Source organism: Streptomyces sp. SA15 (assembly GCF_002291145.1).
Lineage (GTDB): Bacteria > Actinomycetota > Actinomycetes > Streptomycetales > Streptomycetaceae > Streptomyces.
This window is the reverse complement of sequence record NZ_NTGE01000006.1, coordinates 12,325-29,347: the sequence shown is the minus strand read 5'-3', so window position 1 is coordinate 29,347 and position 17,023 is coordinate 12,325. Positions and strand designations below refer to the sequence as shown.

At 70.4% G+C, this 17,023-nt stretch carries 15 protein-coding genes; 10 read left to right on the top strand and 5 right to left on the bottom strand.

The genetic code is table 11. From position 1 onward, the window contains the following. Positions 1-3: 3 nt before the first annotated feature. The 4 genes from CLM62_RS00165 (at position 4) to CLM62_RS00150 (ending at position 6,370) form a co-directional block, all read left to right on the top strand. Positions 4-1,059 (top strand): LCP family protein, encoded by a 1,056-nt coding sequence (locus tag CLM62_RS00165; RefSeq protein ID WP_095747820.1) that lies wholly within the window; start codon positions 4-6, stop codon positions 1,057-1,059. Between the two features lie 148 nt (positions 1,060-1,207). Beyond that, positions 1,208-1,561 carry a YciI family protein gene (locus CLM62_RS00160; protein WP_095747819.1) on the top strand — a complete coding sequence of 118 codons (354 nt, stop codon included), beginning with the start codon at positions 1,208-1,210 and terminating at the stop codon, positions 1,559-1,561. A 44-nt stretch (positions 1,562-1,605) separates the two neighbouring features. Further along, entirely contained in the window at positions 1,606-2,904 is a 1,299-nt protein-coding gene (locus CLM62_RS00155; protein ID WP_095747818.1) for an RNA polymerase sigma factor, read from the top strand. 85 nt (positions 2,905-2,989) lie between these two features. Continuing rightward, the gene (locus CLM62_RS00150) at positions 2,990-6,370 is read left to right on the top strand and encodes an NACHT domain-containing NTPase (RefSeq protein WP_095747817.1); all 3,381 of its coding nucleotides are present in this window, start codon (positions 2,990-2,992) and stop codon (positions 6,368-6,370) included. A gap of 11 nt (positions 6,371-6,381) precedes the next feature. On the opposite strand, the gene CLM62_RS00145 is transcribed toward CLM62_RS00150, so the two are convergent. After that, complete coding sequence (locus tag CLM62_RS00145; protein ID WP_095747816.1) at positions 6,382-7,542, bottom strand: methyltransferase domain-containing protein; 1,161 nt, start codon at positions 7,540-7,542, stop codon at positions 6,382-6,384. A gap of 90 nt (positions 7,543-7,632) precedes the next feature. Here CLM62_RS00145 and CLM62_RS00140 point away from each other — a divergent pair, with 90 nt between their 5' ends. The 4 genes from CLM62_RS00140 to groL all read left to right on the top strand — a co-directional run bounded on the left by CLM62_RS00140 (position 7,633) and on the right by groL (position 11,816). After that, positions 7,633-8,562: a polysaccharide deacetylase family protein gene (locus tag CLM62_RS00140; protein ID WP_179381878.1), complete on the top strand. Its 930-nt coding sequence runs from the start codon at positions 7,633-7,635 to the stop codon at positions 8,560-8,562. Between the two features lie 32 nt (positions 8,563-8,594). Beyond that, positions 8,595-9,383, top strand: coding sequence for a polysaccharide deacetylase family protein (locus CLM62_RS00135; protein ID WP_095747833.1), 789 nt, complete (start codon positions 8,595-8,597; stop codon positions 9,381-9,383). 384 nt (positions 9,384-9,767) lie between these two features. Next, positions 9,768-10,076: a co-chaperone GroES gene (gene groES / locus CLM62_RS00130; RefSeq protein WP_095747815.1), complete on the top strand. Its 309-nt coding sequence runs from the start codon at positions 9,768-9,770 to the stop codon at positions 10,074-10,076. A gap of 114 nt (positions 10,077-10,190) precedes the next feature. Continuing rightward, on the top strand, positions 10,191-11,816 hold the full coding sequence (gene groL, locus CLM62_RS00125) for a chaperonin GroEL (protein ID WP_095747814.1): 1,626 nt from the start codon (positions 10,191-10,193) through the stop codon (positions 11,814-11,816). 80 nt (positions 11,817-11,896) lie between these two features. On the opposite strand, the gene CLM62_RS00120 is transcribed toward groL, so the two are convergent. The 3 genes from CLM62_RS00120 to CLM62_RS00110 form a co-directional block, all read right to left on the bottom strand. Further along, positions 11,897-12,604, bottom strand: a complete 708-nt coding sequence (locus tag CLM62_RS00120; protein WP_095747813.1) for an ester cyclase — start codon at positions 12,602-12,604, stop codon at positions 11,897-11,899. A gap of 88 nt (positions 12,605-12,692) precedes the next feature. Next, the gene (locus CLM62_RS00115) at positions 12,693-13,466 is read right to left on the bottom strand and encodes an SDR family oxidoreductase (protein WP_095747812.1); all 774 of its coding nucleotides are present in this window, start codon (positions 13,464-13,466) and stop codon (positions 12,693-12,695) included. Positions 13,467-13,564: 98 nt separating this feature from the next. After that, on the bottom strand, positions 13,565-14,233 hold the full coding sequence (locus tag CLM62_RS00110; protein WP_095747832.1) for an MOSC domain-containing protein: 669 nt from the start codon (positions 14,231-14,233) through the stop codon (positions 13,565-13,567). An 80-nt stretch (positions 14,234-14,313) separates the two neighbouring features. Between CLM62_RS00110 and CLM62_RS00105 the strand changes: the two genes are divergently transcribed. Further along, positions 14,314-15,219 (top strand): LysR family transcriptional regulator, encoded by a 906-nt coding sequence (locus tag CLM62_RS00105; protein ID WP_095747811.1) that lies wholly within the window; start codon positions 14,314-14,316, stop codon positions 15,217-15,219. Positions 15,220-15,301: 82 nt separating this feature from the next. On the opposite strand, the gene CLM62_RS00100 is transcribed toward CLM62_RS00105, so the two are convergent. Then, complete coding sequence (locus CLM62_RS00100; RefSeq protein WP_095747810.1) at positions 15,302-15,631, bottom strand: WhiB family transcriptional regulator; 330 nt, start codon at positions 15,629-15,631, stop codon at positions 15,302-15,304. Between the two features lie 380 nt (positions 15,632-16,011). Between CLM62_RS00100 and CLM62_RS00095 the strand changes: the two genes are divergently transcribed. Then, positions 16,012-16,623, top strand: a complete 612-nt coding sequence (locus CLM62_RS00095; RefSeq protein WP_003948568.1) for a response regulator transcription factor — start codon at positions 16,012-16,014, stop codon at positions 16,621-16,623. The last annotated feature ends 400 nt before the right edge of the window (positions 16,624-17,023 follow it).

Below are 17,023 nucleotides of genomic sequence, written 5' to 3'. Positions count from 1 at the left end.
CTCGTGACCGGACACGCGGAGAACGGCGACGAGGGCAGACGAAGGGGCCGGCGGTCGAGAGCGTTCAAGGCCGCCGGTCTCGCTCTCGCGGGCGCACTGGTACTGGGCGCCGCCGCGGCGGGCTGGGCGTACTGGCACCTGAACAGCAACATCAAGAGCGTCGACATCAACAACGCGCTCGGCGACGACCGCCCGCCGAAGGCGGTGACGACACCGACCCCGTCCGGTACGGTCTCCGCCTCGCCGCTGCCCACCGGGTCCCTGAACATCCTGGTCCTGGGCTCGGACTCGCGCAGCGGCAAGGAGAACCAGGCACTCGGCGGCGGCGACAGCGAGGGCGCCCGCTCCGACACGGCGATGGTCGTGCACCTCGACGCGGGCCGTACGAAGGCGACCGTGGTCAGCATCCCGCGCGACACGCTCGTCACCCGCCCGTCCTGCCCGCTGCCGTCCGGGGGGTCGACGTCGGTGGCGTACAACTCCATGTTCAACAACGCGTACTCGGTGGGCGGGCCGGTGTGCGCGGTCAAGACCGTCGAGTCGATCACCGACGTGCGCATGGACCACTACATCGAGATCGACTTCGCCGGTTTCGCGCGGCTGGTGGACGCGCTCGGCGGGGTCACCGTCACCACGGACGAGGACATCGACGACGAGGACAGCCACCTGAAGCTGGAGGCCGGCACCCATGACCTCGACGGCGCGCAGGCCCTCGCCCTGGCCCGCACCCGGCACGGCATCGGCGACGGCAGCGACCTCGGCCGCATAGGCCTCCAGCACAAGCTGGTGAAGGCGCTGCTGGAGCAGATCTCCGCGACGAACCTGCTGTCCGACCCCGCCAAGCTGTACCGGGTCGCCGACGCCGTCACCGGCAGCCTCACCACCGACACCGGCCTCGACTCCCTGACCGAGCTGATACGCCTCGGCGAGAGCCTGCGGGGTCTGCCGACGGACGGGGTGACGACGGTGACGATGCCGGTGCTGCCGGCGCCGTCGGACCGGAACCGGGTGGTGGCGGACGAGCCGGAGGCCAGGGAGTTGTGGGCGTCACTGCGGTGATCCGAGAAGATTCTTCGAAGAAATCCGGCGAGCGTGTCGATCCGGGGGTCTCCCGTTCGACGCAGGGGTGAGAGGCCGGGAAGAGCCCGGCCGTACGACACGTACGACACGTATGACACATGCGACACGTACGACACGAGGAGTCACCATGCCGCGCTACCTCTCCATGGTCCGCATCGACGAGTCGGCCGCCGCTCAGGGCCCCAGCCCCGAGCTGATGCGGCGGATGGGTGAGCTGATCGAGAAGATGACCAAGGCCGGGGTCCTGCTCGACACCGCCGGGCTCACCCCGACCGCCCAGGGCAACCGGGTGCACTACGAGGGCGGGCAGATCTCCGTCACCGACGGGCCCTTCACCGAGACCAAGGAGGTCATCGGGGGGTACTCGATCCTGCAGGCCAAGGACATGGCCGAGGCGATCGAGTGGACCAAGCGGTTCCTGAGGATCCACGAAGAGCACTGGACGGTGACCTGCGAGGTCCGGCAGATCGCCGAGGGCTGAGTCCTCCTTGGCCCAGGGGTTCCACGGGTGTTGCATGGGGGGTTGTGAGCGCACAGCCCCCCAAAGACCCGCGGCCCTCCAAGGGCCCGCGACCGTCCGCCACCGACCCCCGCCGCACCGTCGAGACCGTCTTCCGCGTGGAGTCGCCGCGCATCATCGCCGGTGTCGCCCGTATCGTCCGGGACGTCGGGATCGCCGAAGAACTGGCGCAGGACGCGCTCGTCGCCGCCTTGGAGCAGTGGCCGCGGGACGGGGCGCCCGACAATCCGGGCGCCTGGCTCATGGCCATCGCCCGCCGCCGCGCCGTCGACCTGATCCGCCGCCGGGAGAACTACGCCCGCAAGCTGGCCGAGATGGGCCGGGACCTGTCGGACGTGGCCCCGCCGGAGGAGCCCGCCGACCCCGACGACATCGACGACGACCTGCTCCGGCTGGTCTTCACCGCCTGCCACCCGGTCCTGTCCGCCGAGGCCCGCACCGCCCTCACCCTGCGTCTGCTCGGCGGCCTGACCACGGCCGAGATCGCCCGCGCCTTCCTGGTGCCGGAGCCGACGGTCGCCCAGCGCATCGTCCGCGCCAAGCGCACCCTCGCGAAGAAGAACGTCGCCTTCGAGGTGCCCTACGGCCACGACCGCGAGGCCCGCCTCGGCTCGGTCCTGGAGGTCATCTACCTGATCTACAACGAGGGATACGCCGCCACGGCGGGCGACGACTGGCTGCGCCCCGCCCTGTGCGAGGACGCCCTACGGCTGGCCCGCGTACTGTCCGCCCTGATGCCCAAGGAACCGGAGGTCCACGGCCTGACCGCCCTCCTGGAGTTCCAGACATCCCGCGCGGCCGCTCGCACCGGCCCCGACGGCGAACCGGTCCTCCTCAAGGACCAGAACCGCGCCCGCTGGAACCGCATGCTCATCGCCCGCGGCATCACCGCCCTCGACCGCGCCGGTGCCACAGCCACCGGCGCCCCCGGCCCGTACGTCCTCCAGGCCACGATCGCCGCCTGCCACGCCATGGCGTACTCCTACGAGGAGACCGACTGGCCGAAGATCGCCACCCTGTACGCCCTGCTCGCCGCCCGCGCCCCGTCCCCGGTCGTCGAACTCAACCGCGCGGTCGCCGTGTCGTTGGCGCTGGGACCGGGGCCGGCCCTGGAGATCGTCGACACCCTGGCCGCCGAACCCGCCCTGCGGGAGTACCACTTGCTGCCCAGCGTCCGCGGGGATCTGCTGCTGCGGCTCTGCCGTAGGGCAGAGGCGAAGGCGGAGTTCGAACGCGCCGCCTCGCTGACCCACAACGAACAGGAACGGAAGCTGCTGCTGAACCGTGCGGCCGACGCCGACTGATCCGCTCCAAACGGGTCCGGCGAGCGGCGAGCGCTGCCAGAATCGACGGGGGATCAGAGCATGAGAAACCGGGGGGATTCGGGGAATGGCGGTGTCGCTTCAGGCTGCTCGAGCCGCCGCGGGGCAGAACCTCGCGCTGGACGGCGCGTCGGTCATTACAGCCGTGGGCGCAGTGGTGGTCGCGATGATCGCGGGCGCGGTCGCGGTCTGGCAGACGCAGCGGACCAGGCGGCTGGAGAACGAGAAGATGAGGCTGGAGAAGGAGAAGATCCAGCTTCAGCTCACGGCCGACCTGAGCCTGAAGGAACAGGAGTGGGCTCACGAACAGCGCGTCTCCGAGCGCGAGCGCAGACGTGCGGCCCAGGAGGCGGAACAGGAGCGGGCCCCCGCGTCCGATCAGCCGGCCGCCGACCGCGACGACCTGGCCGCGGAGATGGCCGCCTATCGCGCCCGGCTCGTGCGGGAGTTGTCGACGCTCAAGATTCTCGACATGTCCCGCCCGCTGCGCCTGGACCGCCTCTACGTCCAGGTCCGAGTGCAGGAGCAGCAGCCGCTGCGGTTCGTGCGCGAGGACGAACTCGCCCAGAACCGTGCGGCAAGCGCACAGGACCGTACCCGCAGCGAGGCCTTCGCCACCGACCGGACGGCAGCGTCCCACACCTTCGCACCGATCGACGCCCTCCAGCGCTATCAGCGCATCGTCGTCGTGGGAGACCCGGGCGCCGGGAAGACCACCATGCTCCGCCACCTGGCCCTGCGCATGGCCACGCAGTCGGAGGGCGAGTCTCTGCCCGAACTCCCCGCGTACGTCGAGCTGTTCCGGTTCGTCGAGAGCGGGTACGACTCCCTGCTCGGCTACCTCACCACGCTCTTGCGGGGGCAGCAGGGGTTTGTGGCCGCCCGGGAGTATGTGGAGGAGAAGCTGACCGATGGCACGCTGGCCCTGCTGCTCGACGGCTTGGACGAAGTGCTGGGAGGTGAGAGCGCCGAGGCGGCGGCGGGCGCCTACCACCGCGTCACCGAGGAGCTGACCTGGCTTACCACCCGCTTCCCCAGGGCCCTGATCGTCACGACCTGCCGTCGGCACGGCTGGCAGGGCGGGTTGCCCCAGTTCCAGGTGCTGGAGGCGCTGGACTTCGAGTGGCCGCAGATCGAGACGTTCATCGCCAACTGGTTCGGCGAGCGCGACCACCGCCGCGATGGTCTCGTCCGGGCTCTGTCCGCCAACGCCCGCCTGCAGACGCTCGCCGCGAACCCCCTGCTGCTCAGTCTGATCGCCATCGTCTACGAGCGAGACCTGGAGCTTCCCGAACGCCGTGCCGCTCTCTACCGCCGGTGCGTGGAGGTCCTGCTGCGCGAGTGGGACGCGCATCGGAAGATCACCCGGTACAGCCGTTTCACGACGGACCGCAAACAGGACCTCCTCAAGCAGATCGCCTGGCTCTACCACCAGCGTGGGCAGCGTTACTTCCCCGAGGACGACCTGCTCGGCCTGATCGCGGACTTCCTCCCGACGATCGACCTGCCCCGCACCGACAACCGGGCGATCCTCGACGAGATCGCCGCCCAGTACGGCCTGCTCAAGGCGCAGGCCCACGGATGGTACGGATTCCTGCACCTGACCCTGCAGGAGCACTTCGCGGCCGTCGCGCTGCTGGAGCGGGGGTCGGCGGGCATCGAGCGGGCGGTGGCGGCGCGGTACGACCCGTGGTGGGAGGAGGTGATCCTGCTGCTGGCAGGGGCGTTGCCGGATGCCACGGGGCTGCTGCTGGGGGTGCTCCGGCTGAAGCCGGGGCGGCGGCGTACCCGCGGAGGCGACGCCATGGTCCTGCGCCTGCGGCACGACGATCTGTTCCACAACGACCTGCTGCTGGCGGCGCGCTGTCTGACGGGCAGCCCACGGGTCGCCGACGTCCGGCTGCGGCAGCAGATCATCCGGACGGTGTGGGACCTGCTGGAGCGGTCGCCCTACGAGGACGAGCGGCAGCGCGCGGCACAGGCGATCGTCGGGGTGGTGGGGTCGGAACCGCAGCTGAGCGAGGTGCTCGCGTGCGTCGGCGACGACAGCCGGAACCTGGCCACGAGGAGGGCGCTCGTGGACGCACTGGCGCTCCACGGCGGCCGGAGGGTGGGTGAGCGGCTGCTCGGAGTGCTCGCTCTGCAGTCCGAGCGGACGGGTACCTTGCGTCAGCAGATCATCAGTGCGCTGGGCACACTCCGTGTGGAGGCCGCCGCCCCCAAGCTTCTGGGCGAACTGGAAGAGGTGCTGAGCTCTCAGCGGCGCCACGGTTCCAGCGATCCCTACACGGTCGCCCTTCAGACGGGCATGCTCATCAGGGCTGCCGGTGCCGCCGGAGTGCCCGCCGACGTCGTTCTGCGCGCGGCTGACGCCGTCGCGGAGTGGGATTTCGCCCAGCTGGCCATCGAAGGGGTGCGGGATGCGTTGGCCCAGGTGAGGGATCCCGGGACGCAGGAGCGGCTACTGGAGCTGCTGATGCGTGACAACGACTGGTGCTTCGAACGCCAGACTCTGGCCGGAGCCTATCTGGACAGCGCCGGTGATCGCGGTGCCGGCGTTCTCCTCGACATCGCACGGTCGCCACGGGCGACGGAGTTCCAGAAGATCCCCCTGATGGTCGCCCTGACGGAGTTCACCGACAAGCTGCACGGCCGGGCACAGCGTGACGCCCTGCTCGCGCTCGCGGATGACACCGCCGCGGCGTGGCAACTGCGCTGGCTGGCCCTCGAATGCCTCGACCACAGTCCGGGCACCGCCACGGAGCTCGAAGCGCTCCTCGAAAGCCCCGACGTGCACGTCCGCGTGGCGGCCGCCGCCACCTCGGCGGCCTGGGGCACGCCGCTCCGCCTCGACATCGTCCGTACCGCCATTCTGGACGGCTCCCTCCCACCGGACCTGTCGTACGAAAGGGGCCCGGAGTTCGTACGGATCTGGTCGCGGCAGATCTCCCGACGTCTCGGCAGGTTGCTGGAGCCGTACGGGGACATCGGCATGGCCCAGCACTTCTTCGACAGGGCCGTCTCGTCCTACGGGACGGAAACGGAACCGCTCGATGACGCGGGCCGGGCCGCGCGTTCATGGCTCGAAGCGTTCGCTCCGGAAGCCGCGGTGGACGCTTTGCTGGTCCACTTGAGGAGCGACCCCGACCATTTTCCCGACAATCCTCCCGCGCGGGTCCCGCGCTCGCGTGTGCATGCCGTGCTCCGCTACGGCCGGGACCACCTGCCGAAGAACCCCGGATTCTTCGCCTTCCGCTACGGGGAACTCCTGAGATCGGTCGGCGAGGAGGCGGACGACCCGGAGACCGTTGCCCTGCTGCTGCGACTCATCACGCCGGTGGACGGCCTGGGGTCCCCCTACGACGACGCGTACGCCGCCGCCTATGCCGTAAGCCGCCGGGCACGCGTGCGGGTCCTGCCCAGCCACAGGATCGAGCCGCTGCCCTGACCAGGTGCTCGTCAGGCGGGATGCCCGAGGAGCATGGTCGGCGACCCCGCGACCCGCGTCAGGAACACGGTGGCCGAGTTGGGGCCCTGGGGCTTGACCTTCTTTCGCAGCTCCTCCGGCTCGACCGCCGACCCCCGCTTCTTCACGGTCAGGATCCCGACCTCCCGCTCGCGCAGCAGCGCCTTCAACTTCTTGACGTTGAAGGGGAGTCGGTCGGTGATCTCGTAGGCGGAGGCGTACGGCGTCGGCCGCAGCTCGTCGGAGGTCACGTACGCGATCGTGGCGTCGACCAGCCCGCCGTCGAGCTGTTCGGCGACCTCGGCGACCAGATGGGCGCGGATGACGGCGCCGTCGGGCTCGTACAAGTACCGTCCGACAGGCCGGACCTGGGGATCCGGCAGCCCCCTTCCCAGGAGCGTCCGCGGCCCCGGCAGCAGCGTCGCCCGCACGGCCCCCGCCCCGGTGCCGAACCACAGCACCGCCTCCTTCACGTCCCCGCCGTCCGAGATCCACTCGGCCTCGGCATCGACGGGGACGGCTTCGTGCGGGATGCCGGGGGCGACCTTCAGGGCGGCGCGCGGTGCCGAACGCGCGGCCTCGACCGCCCAGGACAGCGGCGGCGAGTAGGCCTCCGGATCGAAGACCCGGCCGCGACCGCCACGCCTCGCCGGATCCACGAACACGGCGTCGTATCCGGCCGTCTCCACCCCCGTGACATCCGCCTCTCGCACCTCCACCAGTCCGGCGAGCCCCAGCGCCTCGGCGTTCGCCCGTGCCACCGCCACCGTCAGCGGATCCCGGTCCACGGCGAGCACCCGGATCCCGGCCCGCGCCAGCGCGATCGCGTCCCCGCCGATCCCGCAGCACAGGTCGGCGACGGACCGTACTCCCAGCGCCCGGAAGCGCTCGGCCCGATACGTCGCCACGCTCCCCCGCGTCGACTGCTCGACCCCGTTCGGCGTGAAGAACATCCGCTCGGCGTCCGCGGCCCCGAACTTCGCCGCCGCCCGCTGCCGCAGCCGCGCCTGCCCGAGCGCCGCCGACACCAGCTCGGCGGGATGCTCGCGGCGCAGCCGGGTGGCGACGGCGAGTTCGTCGGCGGGGGCGGTGCCGCGCACCGCGTCGAGGAGGGCGCGGCCCTCGGGGGTGAGGAGGGGAGCGAGGTCGTTCACCGGTTCATTGTGGGCCAGTCGGTGGACGGTACGCCTCCGGCGGCGGTGTCGGCCCGGGTTCGCGACGGCGTCCTGCGAAGATCCGGCACCATGCGACTAGTACGACAAAATGACAAAAAGGGTGTGGTGTGCCGGGTTCCTGTCCGCGGCGGCCTCGCCGTGCTGGGCGTCGCCGCTCTCGCCGCGGGCTGCGCGCAGGGCTTCGAGCCCGACGTCCGGCCGGCTCCCGGTCAGCAGAACCTGGAGGCACCCCCGGCCCGAGCCCTCGACCGGTACGCCGGCAGGCTGTACGCCGCACACCGGGCCCGCGTCGCGGCGGCCAAGCGCTGGGGTCTGGCCGAGGTCCCGCTGACGGCCCCCTCACCCCCCGCCGTGAAACCGAGGATCACCACCCGCGAGGGCTTCGAGGTCGACGGTCACCGGGAATGGAACCTCCCCCCGGTCTTCACCACCGTCCCCACCCGGCAGAAGGTCGTCTTCCTGACCATCGACGACGGCGCCGAGAAGGACCCGGCGTTCCTGCGGATGATGAGCGAGCTGAAGATCCCGTACACCGCCTTCCTCAGCGACTACCTGGTCAAGGAGGACTACGGCTACTTCAAGAAGATGCAGGACCGGGGAGTGGTCCTGAACAACCACACCCTGCACCACCCCTACCTGCCGGGCCTGTCGTACATCGGCCAGAAGCGCGAGATCTGCGGCATGCAGCGCGTGATCGAGAGGCGCTACGGCAAGCGTCCCACCCTCTTCCGCCCGCCCTTCGGCAACTACGACCAGGACACCCTGCGCGCCGCCAAGGCCTGCGGCATCAGGTACGTGCCCCTGTGGAACGAGGAGGTCTTCGTCGACCGCTGGGAGTACCGCGAATGGGACCGGGACCTCCATCCGGGTGACATCGTCCTCAGTCACTTCCGGGGCCGGGACGACTGGAAGGGCACAATGCCGGACATGATCCGCCGGTTCCTGAACAAGGTCACCGACAGGGGGTACGCCGTGGCCCGCCTGGAGGACTACCTGTGAGGCGACTGCGGGGCCCGCTGGCGGGGACGCTGATGGCCGCCGCCCTGTTGACCGGCTGCGCCCTCGACTCCGTCGAACGGCCGGGCGAGAAGGCGGCCGAGCGGGTGCGATCCGATGGATCGGCCGGCGAACGGGGGGCGGGTGCGCAGCCGTACCGCCGCTGGGGCCTCGAGGCCCCGCTCCCCCCGGCCCCGAAGCCGGCCGTCCGGCCCCCCGCCGCCCGCGCGGCGGGCCCGGCCCTCCCACCCGTGGTCCGTCACATCCGCACGTCCGACAAGGTCGTCTTCCTGACCTACGACGACGGCGCCGAGAAGGATCCGCGGTTCGTCGACATGGTCCGTGAGCTACGGCTCCCGGTCAGCATGTTCCTCACGGACAGTGTCGTCGGCCCGGGGTACGGCCACTTCGCGCGCCTGCGGTCGGTCGGCGCGAGCATCCAGAACCACACCCTCGACCACCCCGCCCTGCGCGGCCTGCCCTACGCCGGCCAGCGCGCCGAGATCTGCGGCCAGCAGAACAAACTCAACTCCCGCTTCGGCGTCCGCCCCCGCCTCTTCCGCCCGCCCTACGGCACGTACGACACGACGACACTCCGCGCGGCAGCCGACTGCGGCATCGCGGCGGTCGTCCTGTGGCGGGCGTCGATGGAGGGCACCGAATTGACGTTCACGCACGGCGAGAGCCGCTTGCGGGCGGGCGACATCGTGTCGGTGGCCTCGAGGGAGGCGACAGGCCCGACGCTCGTCGAACGAACCGCGAGGCTGCTGCGGGAGGTGCAGGGGAGGGGGCTGACTGTGGGACGCCTGGAGGACTACCTGTGAGGACTACCTGTGAGGGGGCTGATGCCTTTGAGGAGGCTGAGCCTTCCAGCGCCGTCCAGCAAACTCAGCCCGTCCGGCGTTTGAGGACGAGGCCCTTTCGGGGCCGACAGCGGGGGCCTGGGGGCGGCAGCCCCCAGCAGACGCCCACACCCACGCCGGGCGCCCCTCAAACGAACGCCAGCTGAAAAACCCGCCCCAGCGCCGCACGGCACTGGCACTCCGCTTGACCGAGTGCTAATCACGGTCATAGTCTCAGCTCTGGCACTCCCCCCTGGAGAGTGCCAACAACGCGACGGGCAGGTCCGGCACCCGCGACGACGGATCGACCTGGTCGCCACCTCAGACAGTTAACCCCGTGAGATCTCCGAAGGGGGAGGTCGGATCGTGACGACCGCCAGCTCCAAGGTTGCCATCAAGCCGCTCGAGGACCGCATTGTGGTCCAGGCCGTCGAGGCCGAGCAGACCACGGCCTCTGGCCTGGTCATCCCGGACACCGCCAAGGAGAAGCCCCAGGAGGGCGTCGTCCTGGCCGTGGGCCCGGGCCGTTTCGAGAACGGCGAGCGTCTTCCGCTCGACGTCAAGACCGGCGATGTCGTGCTGTACAGCAAGTACGGCGGCACCGAGGTGAAGTACAACGGCGAGGAGTACCTCGTCCTCTCGGCTCGCGACGTGCTCGCGATCATCGAGAAGTAATCCGCTTCACCGCACGTTTTCTTCGATCTGCGCCCCTGGCCCCCCGCGAACTGATCAGCCGGGCGCCCGGGGCGCAGTTCGTTCATCTCCATTTTCCGAGAGGGCTACGCTCCCATGGCGAAGATCCTGAAGTTCGACGAGGACGCCCGTCGCGCCCTCGAGCGCGGCGTCAACAAGCTCGCTGACACGGTCAAGGTGACGATCGGCCCCAAGGGCCGCAACGTCGTCATCGACAAGAAGTTCGGCGCCCCCACCATCACCAACGACGGCGTCACCATCGCCCGCGAGGTCGAGGTCGACGACCCGTACGAGAACCTCGGCGCCCAGCTGGTGAAGGAGGTGGCGACCAAGACCAACGACATCGCGGGTGACGGCACCACCACCGCCACCGTGCTCGCCCAGGCGCTGGTCCGCGAGGGCCTGCGGAACGTCGCCGCCGGCGCCTCCCCGGCCGCCCTGAAGAAGGGCATCGACGCCGCCGTCGCCGCCGTGTCCGAGGACCTGCTGGCGTCGGCCCGGCCGATCGACGAGAAGTCCGACATCGCCGCCGTCGCCGGGCTGTCCGCCCAGGACCAGCAGGTCGGCGAGCTCATCGCCGAGGCGATGGACAAGGTCGGCAAGGACGGTGTCATCACCGTCGAGGAGTCCAACACCTTCGGTCTGGAACTGGACTTCACCGAGGGCATGGCCTTCGACAAGGGCTACCTGTCGCCGTACTTCGTGACGGACCAGGAGCGCATGGAGGCCGTCCTCGACGACCCGTACATCCTGATCCACCAGGGCAAGATCTCCGCGATCGCGGACATGCTGCCGCTGCTGGAGAAGGTCATCCAGGCCAACTCCTCCAAGCCGCTGCTGATCATCGCCGAGGACGTCGAGGGCGAGGCCCTGTCCACCCTCGTCGTGAACAAGATCCGCGGTACGTTCAACGCGGTCGCGGTCAAGGCCCCCGGCTTCGGTGACCGCCGCAAGGCGATGCTCCAGGACATGGCGATCCTCACCGGCGCCACGGTCGTCTCCGAGGAGGTCGGCCTCAAGCTCGACCAGGTCGGCCTGGAGGTGCTGGGCTCCGCCCGCCGCGTCACGGTCACCAAGGACGACACCACCCTCGTCGACGGCTCCGGCAAGTCCGAGGACGTCCAGGGCCGCGTCGCCCAGATCAAGGCCGAGATCGAGAACACCGACTCCGACTGGGACCGCGAGAAGCTCCAGGAGCGCCTCGCGAAGCTGGCCGGCGGCGTGTGCGTGATCAAGGTCGGCGCCGCCACCGAGGTGGAGCTGAAGGAGAAGAAGCACCGTCTGGAGGACGCCATCTCCGCGACCCGCGCCGCGGTCGAGGAGGGCATCGTCTCCGGTGGTGGCTCCGCGCTCGTCCACGCCGCCAAGGTGCTCGAGGGCGGCCTCGGCAAGACCGGCGACGAGGCCACCGGTGTCGCCGTCGTCCGCCGCGCGGTCGTCGAGCCGCTGCGCTGGATCGCCGAGAACGCCGGCCTGGAGGGCTACGTCATCACCTCCAAGGTCGCCGAGCTCGACAAGGGCCAGGGCTTCAACGCCGCCACCGGCGAGTACGGCGACCTGATCAAGCAGGGCGTCATCGACCCGGTCAAGGTCACCCGCTCCGCCCTGGAGAACGCCGCCTCCATCGCCTCCCTCCTGCTCACGACCGAGACCCTGGTCGTCGAGAAGAAGGAAGAGGAGGAGCCGGCCGCCGCGGGCCACGGTCACGGCCACGCCCACTGAGGCACCGACGCACCGAGAAGCCCCCGTTCCCTGCGCAGGGAACGGGGGCTTCCCCCGTACAGAGGTCACTGTCTGTGCGGTCACTTCTCCAGCGCGTCGAGCGCCCCGAGCTGCCCCATCAGCCCCAGCCGGTCGTACTGCCACCAGCCCTCGGCGATCTTCCCGTCCGAGGTGCACCGGTGGATGGTCGTCCCGGTCATGGTGACGTTCCTGCCGGTGGACGCGATCCCGAGGAACTCGCCCTTGTGGGTCGCGTTCCAGGTCCACCGGTTGGCCACGCGGTCTCCCTGGGCGATCTGGTCCTCGACGGTGAACGTGAAGTCGAACCCGGCCCGCCACATCTCGACCTCGCGCCTGAACGCGTCCAGGCCGATGACGTCCTGCTCGTTGGCGGGATCGTGGTCGTGGTAGCCCTCCACGAGCAGATCGTTGAGCGGGGGCAGCTCCCCCTTGGTGCCCAAGGTGTCGAAGAGCCTGCGCGCGTTGGCCGCGTACAACTGCTCGTCCCGCACCACGTCCAGATCGGTGAACGTCGGCATCGTGTCGCACAGGGCGACCATCTCCCGGAAGGTCCGCTCGGTCTCCGGGAGGTTCGAGTTCCGCATCGCCTCCTCGTACGACGGGAACTCCACGATCTCGACGAAGTGCGACGCGTCCGACAGGTCCTTGCCGACCACCGCATGCGTCGCGGTCCGCTTCCCCTGGGTCTGCTCGACCCACGTGTCCATCAGCCGGTTCATCTCGTCGAACCGGCTGGTCCTGCAGTCGATGAGCTGTACGAACGTCATGACGCCGCCTCCGGCCCCCCTGAGTCCGGTCTTCCGTCACGCCCATTTTCCCACCGGAGGCGCCGTCGCTCACCGCGCTCACGCGGGCTCACTGCGGCCCGTACTTGCGCCCCGTCTTCGAGGAGATCCCGCCCAGCAGCCCCCTGGGCACCACCTTCACGACGCCCATGAGCGCCTTGTACCGCGGATCCGGAATCGACACCGACTTCCCGCGCGCGAGGTCGGAAAGGGCCACCGCCACCAGCTTGTCCGCGTCCAGCCACATCCAGCCGGGGACGTTGTCCGTCCCCATCCCGGCCCGCTGGTGGAACTCCGTCCGCACGAAGCCCGGGCACAGCGCCATCAGCCGCACCCCGCTCCCGGCCAGATCCCGCGCCGCGCCCTGTGTGAACTGCACGACCCACGCCTTGGACGCCCCGTACGTCCCACGCGGCACGAAGGCCGCGACCGACGCCACGTTGACGACACCGCCCCGCCCCCGCTCCCGCATCGCCTCGGCCGCCGCCGACGTCAGCCGCAGCACCGCCTCGCAGTGCACCTTGAGCATCTTCAGCTCATCGTCCATGGATACGTCGAGAAAGCGGCCCTTGTTGCCGAAGCCCGCGTTGTTGATCAGCAGGTCGACGGGGTTCTTGCGGTCGGCCAGGCGGGCGGCCACCGTCTCGATGCCGTCGTCCGTCGCCAGGTCGGCGGTGACCACCTCCGCCTCGATACCGTGCCGGTCGTGCAGTTCGGTGGCCTGTTCCCGCAGCCGCTTGGTGTCGCGTGCCGTCAGGACGAGGTTGTGCCCGTCCGCCGCCAGCCTTCGCGCGAACGCGGCGCCGATGCCCGCGGTCGATCCCGTGATGAGAGCCGTTGTCATGGCGCAAGGTTAATGACCCGGACTGTGTCCGTCCGCTCTCCGCGCAGGGCCTCCCGCTGAGTGAAGACCGGGCGAACACCGCTCCCGGAGAACGCCGGTCAGACCCCGTGCTTCGCCACGTACTTCCGCGCCGCCTCCAGCGCCTCCGGATGCAGTGCCTCGCCCGCCGGCAGCAGCCGCGGCAGCAGCTGCCGCTCGGTCGTGACCGCGCGGAACTGCAGGGCCACCGTCACGTCGTGGTCCGGCCGGTGCACGATCTCGATCGGGTCGCCCGCCCGGACCTCACCGGGCCGGATCACCCGCAGATACGCCCCCGGCGCCCCCTTCTGCGTGAACCGCTTCACCCACCCCCGCTCACCCACGTGCTCCTGGAAGGTCCGGCAGGGAATCCGCCCAGAGGTCACCTCCAGCACCACCTCGGCCCCGACCCGCCAGCGCTCGCCGATCCGCGCGCCGGACACGTCCAGGCCCTCAGTGGTGAGGTTCTCGCCGAACGCCCCGCTGGCCAGCGGCCGCCCCAGCTCACGCTCCCAGTCGTCCAGGTCCTCGCGCGCCACCGCGTACACGGCCTGGTCGTCGCCGCCGTGATGCCGGGTGTCGCAGACGGAGTCGCCGGCCAGCCCGCTGGCCCCGATCCCCTTGGGCCCGGGCGCGGCCACCCGCACCGGCCCGTCGGTCGGCCGCTTGTCGATGCCGGTCAGTCCTTCCGGCTGGTCCGCGTACGGCACGGCCGTCGCGCGGCCCAGATTCACCGAGAGAAGCTTCATGAGCGCACGGTAGGCGACCACGACCCAAAGTGTCGACGGCATTTTCTGCGGAGCCCCCAAGGTGCGCTTATGCTCGACATGTGATCGAGGCCCGTCATCTCCGCGTCCTGCGCGCCGTGGCCGCCACCGGCTCCTTCTCGGCGGCGGGGCGCGAACTGGGCTGTACCCAGCCCGCCGTAAGCCAGCAGATGAAGGCCCTGGAGGCCTCCGTCGGCACGCCCCTGCTGATCCGCAGCGGACGTGAGATGCGGCTGACCCAGGCCGGCGAGGCCCTGGTCCGGCACGCCGCCGGGATCCTCGCAGGACTCACCGCGGCCGAGGAGGAGGTCGCCGCCATCGCCGGCCTGCGCGCGGGCCGCGTCCGGCTGGTCTCCTTCCCCAGCGGCAGCTCCACGCTCGTGCCCACCGCCCTGGCCGCCCTGCGCGCCGATCACCCCGGCACCCGCGTCTCGTTGGAGGAGGCCGAACCGCCGCAGTCGGTCGAACTGTTGCGCGAGGGCGACTGTGACGTGGCCCTCGCCTTCCGGTACGAGGGGGCGCCGGGCGCCGAGGAGTGGAACGACCTCGTGGTGCGGCCCCTGCTGACCGACCGGCTCGTCGCCCTCGTACCCGAACGGCACCGGCTCGCCCGCACCGGGTCATCGGGGTCTGTCGCCATCGGAGAACTCGCCCGGGAGCCGTGGATCGCGGGCTGCCCGCGCTGCCGCGGCCAGCTGGTCGAGGTGTGCGAGGGCGCCGGATTCACACCCCGCATCGATTTCGCGACCGACGACTATCCGGCGGTGGTGGGCCTGGTGGGCGCAGGCCTCGGCGTCGCCGTCCTGCCCCAGCTCGCGGTGGAGTCCGTACGGCCGCGAGGCGTGCGCACGGTGACGCTGGAACCGGCGGTGCGGCGGGAGATCGTCGCGCTCACCCTGCCCGACCTGGCGCAGGTGCCGGCGGTGGCGGCGACGCTGGAGCAGCTGGCGCGGGCGGCGAGCCGCTGACGGGAGACGGCGGCCGACGGGACGGCCCCGGACACAAGTGAAGGGCACGCGTGCGCGTGCCCACCATTGAAGAAACGTTCCTTCAGTTGTTCGGGACGCTGTCCCCGACGGTCGACGACGCCGACACCAGCCGGTGGCGCGCCCGCCCCATCAATTCCTCGCGCTCGTCCTCGGTCAGTCCGCCCCAGACGCCGTACGGCTCCCTGACCGCCAGCGCGTGCGCCGCGCACTGCGCGCGCACCGGGCACCTCATGCAGACCTCCTTGGCCGAGTTCTCACGAGCGCTCCGAGCCGCACCGCGTTCGCCCTCCGGATGAAAGAAGAGCGAACTGTCCACCCCTCGACAAGCAGCCAGAAGTTGCCAGTCCCACAGGTCCGCGTTCGGTCCGGGAAGGCGGGAGAAATCTGCCATTGCGTGACCCCTTGTAGCCGTTCTGGGCGGATACGGTGTCCACAACCGTACATCTACGGTCTAAGAAGATGAAAATATGACTCATTGCGAATCTAGCCTCAGATGCTGGTAAATGGGAAGAAATGGGGCTGAATGGGGCATGGGTTGTGGTGAAACGTTGCGGGTCCGTGGCGCATGTCTGCACCGTGTCCAACCCCTCACGTAGAGTGCCGAAGATGGCACACGGCCCCGTAACTCTTTCGAGTGACCGTCGTTGAGAGTGTGGAGCGGTTGAAACAACAAGTGCTCGGGCAGGCGTCCGAGTCAGTCGACCGCACAGGTGACGATTTCGTACCAGCCTGGAGGCTCAAGGTGACGTGCATCAGCTGCGGAGGGCGGCCATGACATCCGTCCTCGTCTGCGACGACTCCCCGCTTGCCCGAGAGGCGCTCCGGCGCGCGGTCGCGACCGTGCCCGGCGTCGAGCGCGTGACGACGGCGGCCAACGGCGAGGAAGTCCTCCGCCGCTGGGGCGCCGACCGCTCGGACCTGATCCTGATGGACGTACGCATGCCCGGACTGGGCGGCGTCGAGACCGTCCGGCGGCTGCTGTCCGCCGACCCCGGTGCGCGCATCATCATGCTCACCGTCGCCGAGGACCTCGACGGCGTGGCTCTCGCGGTCGCCGCCGGCGCCCGTGGCTACCTGCACAAGGACGCCTCGCGCGCCGAGTTGCGCGCCACCGTCACCCAGGCCCTCGCCGACCCGACCTGGCGCCTGGCCCCGCGCCGGCTGCGCTCCGCCGAGATGGGCGCCGCGCCCACGCTCACCGCGCGTGAGATCCAGGTCCTCGAAGGCATGAGCCATGGCCGCTCCAACGCCGAGATCGGCCGCGAGCTGTTCCTCTCCGAGGACACCGTCAAGACGCACGCCCGGCGGCTGTTCAAGAAGCTGGGCGCCTCGGACCGGGCACACGCGGTGGCGCTCGGCTTCCGGTGGGGCCTGGTGCGCTAGGCCCTGTGTCGGAAGTGGCGCCTGCCGGGCGACGCCTGGCACGCTCCCCCGCTGCCTCAAGGGCGCGGGAGGTGCCCCCACTCGCCGCACCGGGCGAAAGCCCAAGTACATCCGGTACGAGAGCTTCCGCCCGGCACGCCGAGAGCACGCACCAACGCAGTCATCAGCCTCTCCCACTCTCGGCTTCGCTCGAGCGGGGGAACCCCCATCGCGGCGGGGCGCCCGGCCCGCCCTCCGGGCGGATGACGCCACTTCCGACACAGGCCCTGGCGCTCCGCCGGTCATGCGGCCACAGGGCTGCGGGCTGTGGGGCTGGTCGAGCCCACACGGCGGAGCCGCATATCGATACGGGCCGCGCCCCCTTCCGGGGCGCGGTTACGGGGCTGGTCAAGCGGCCTCT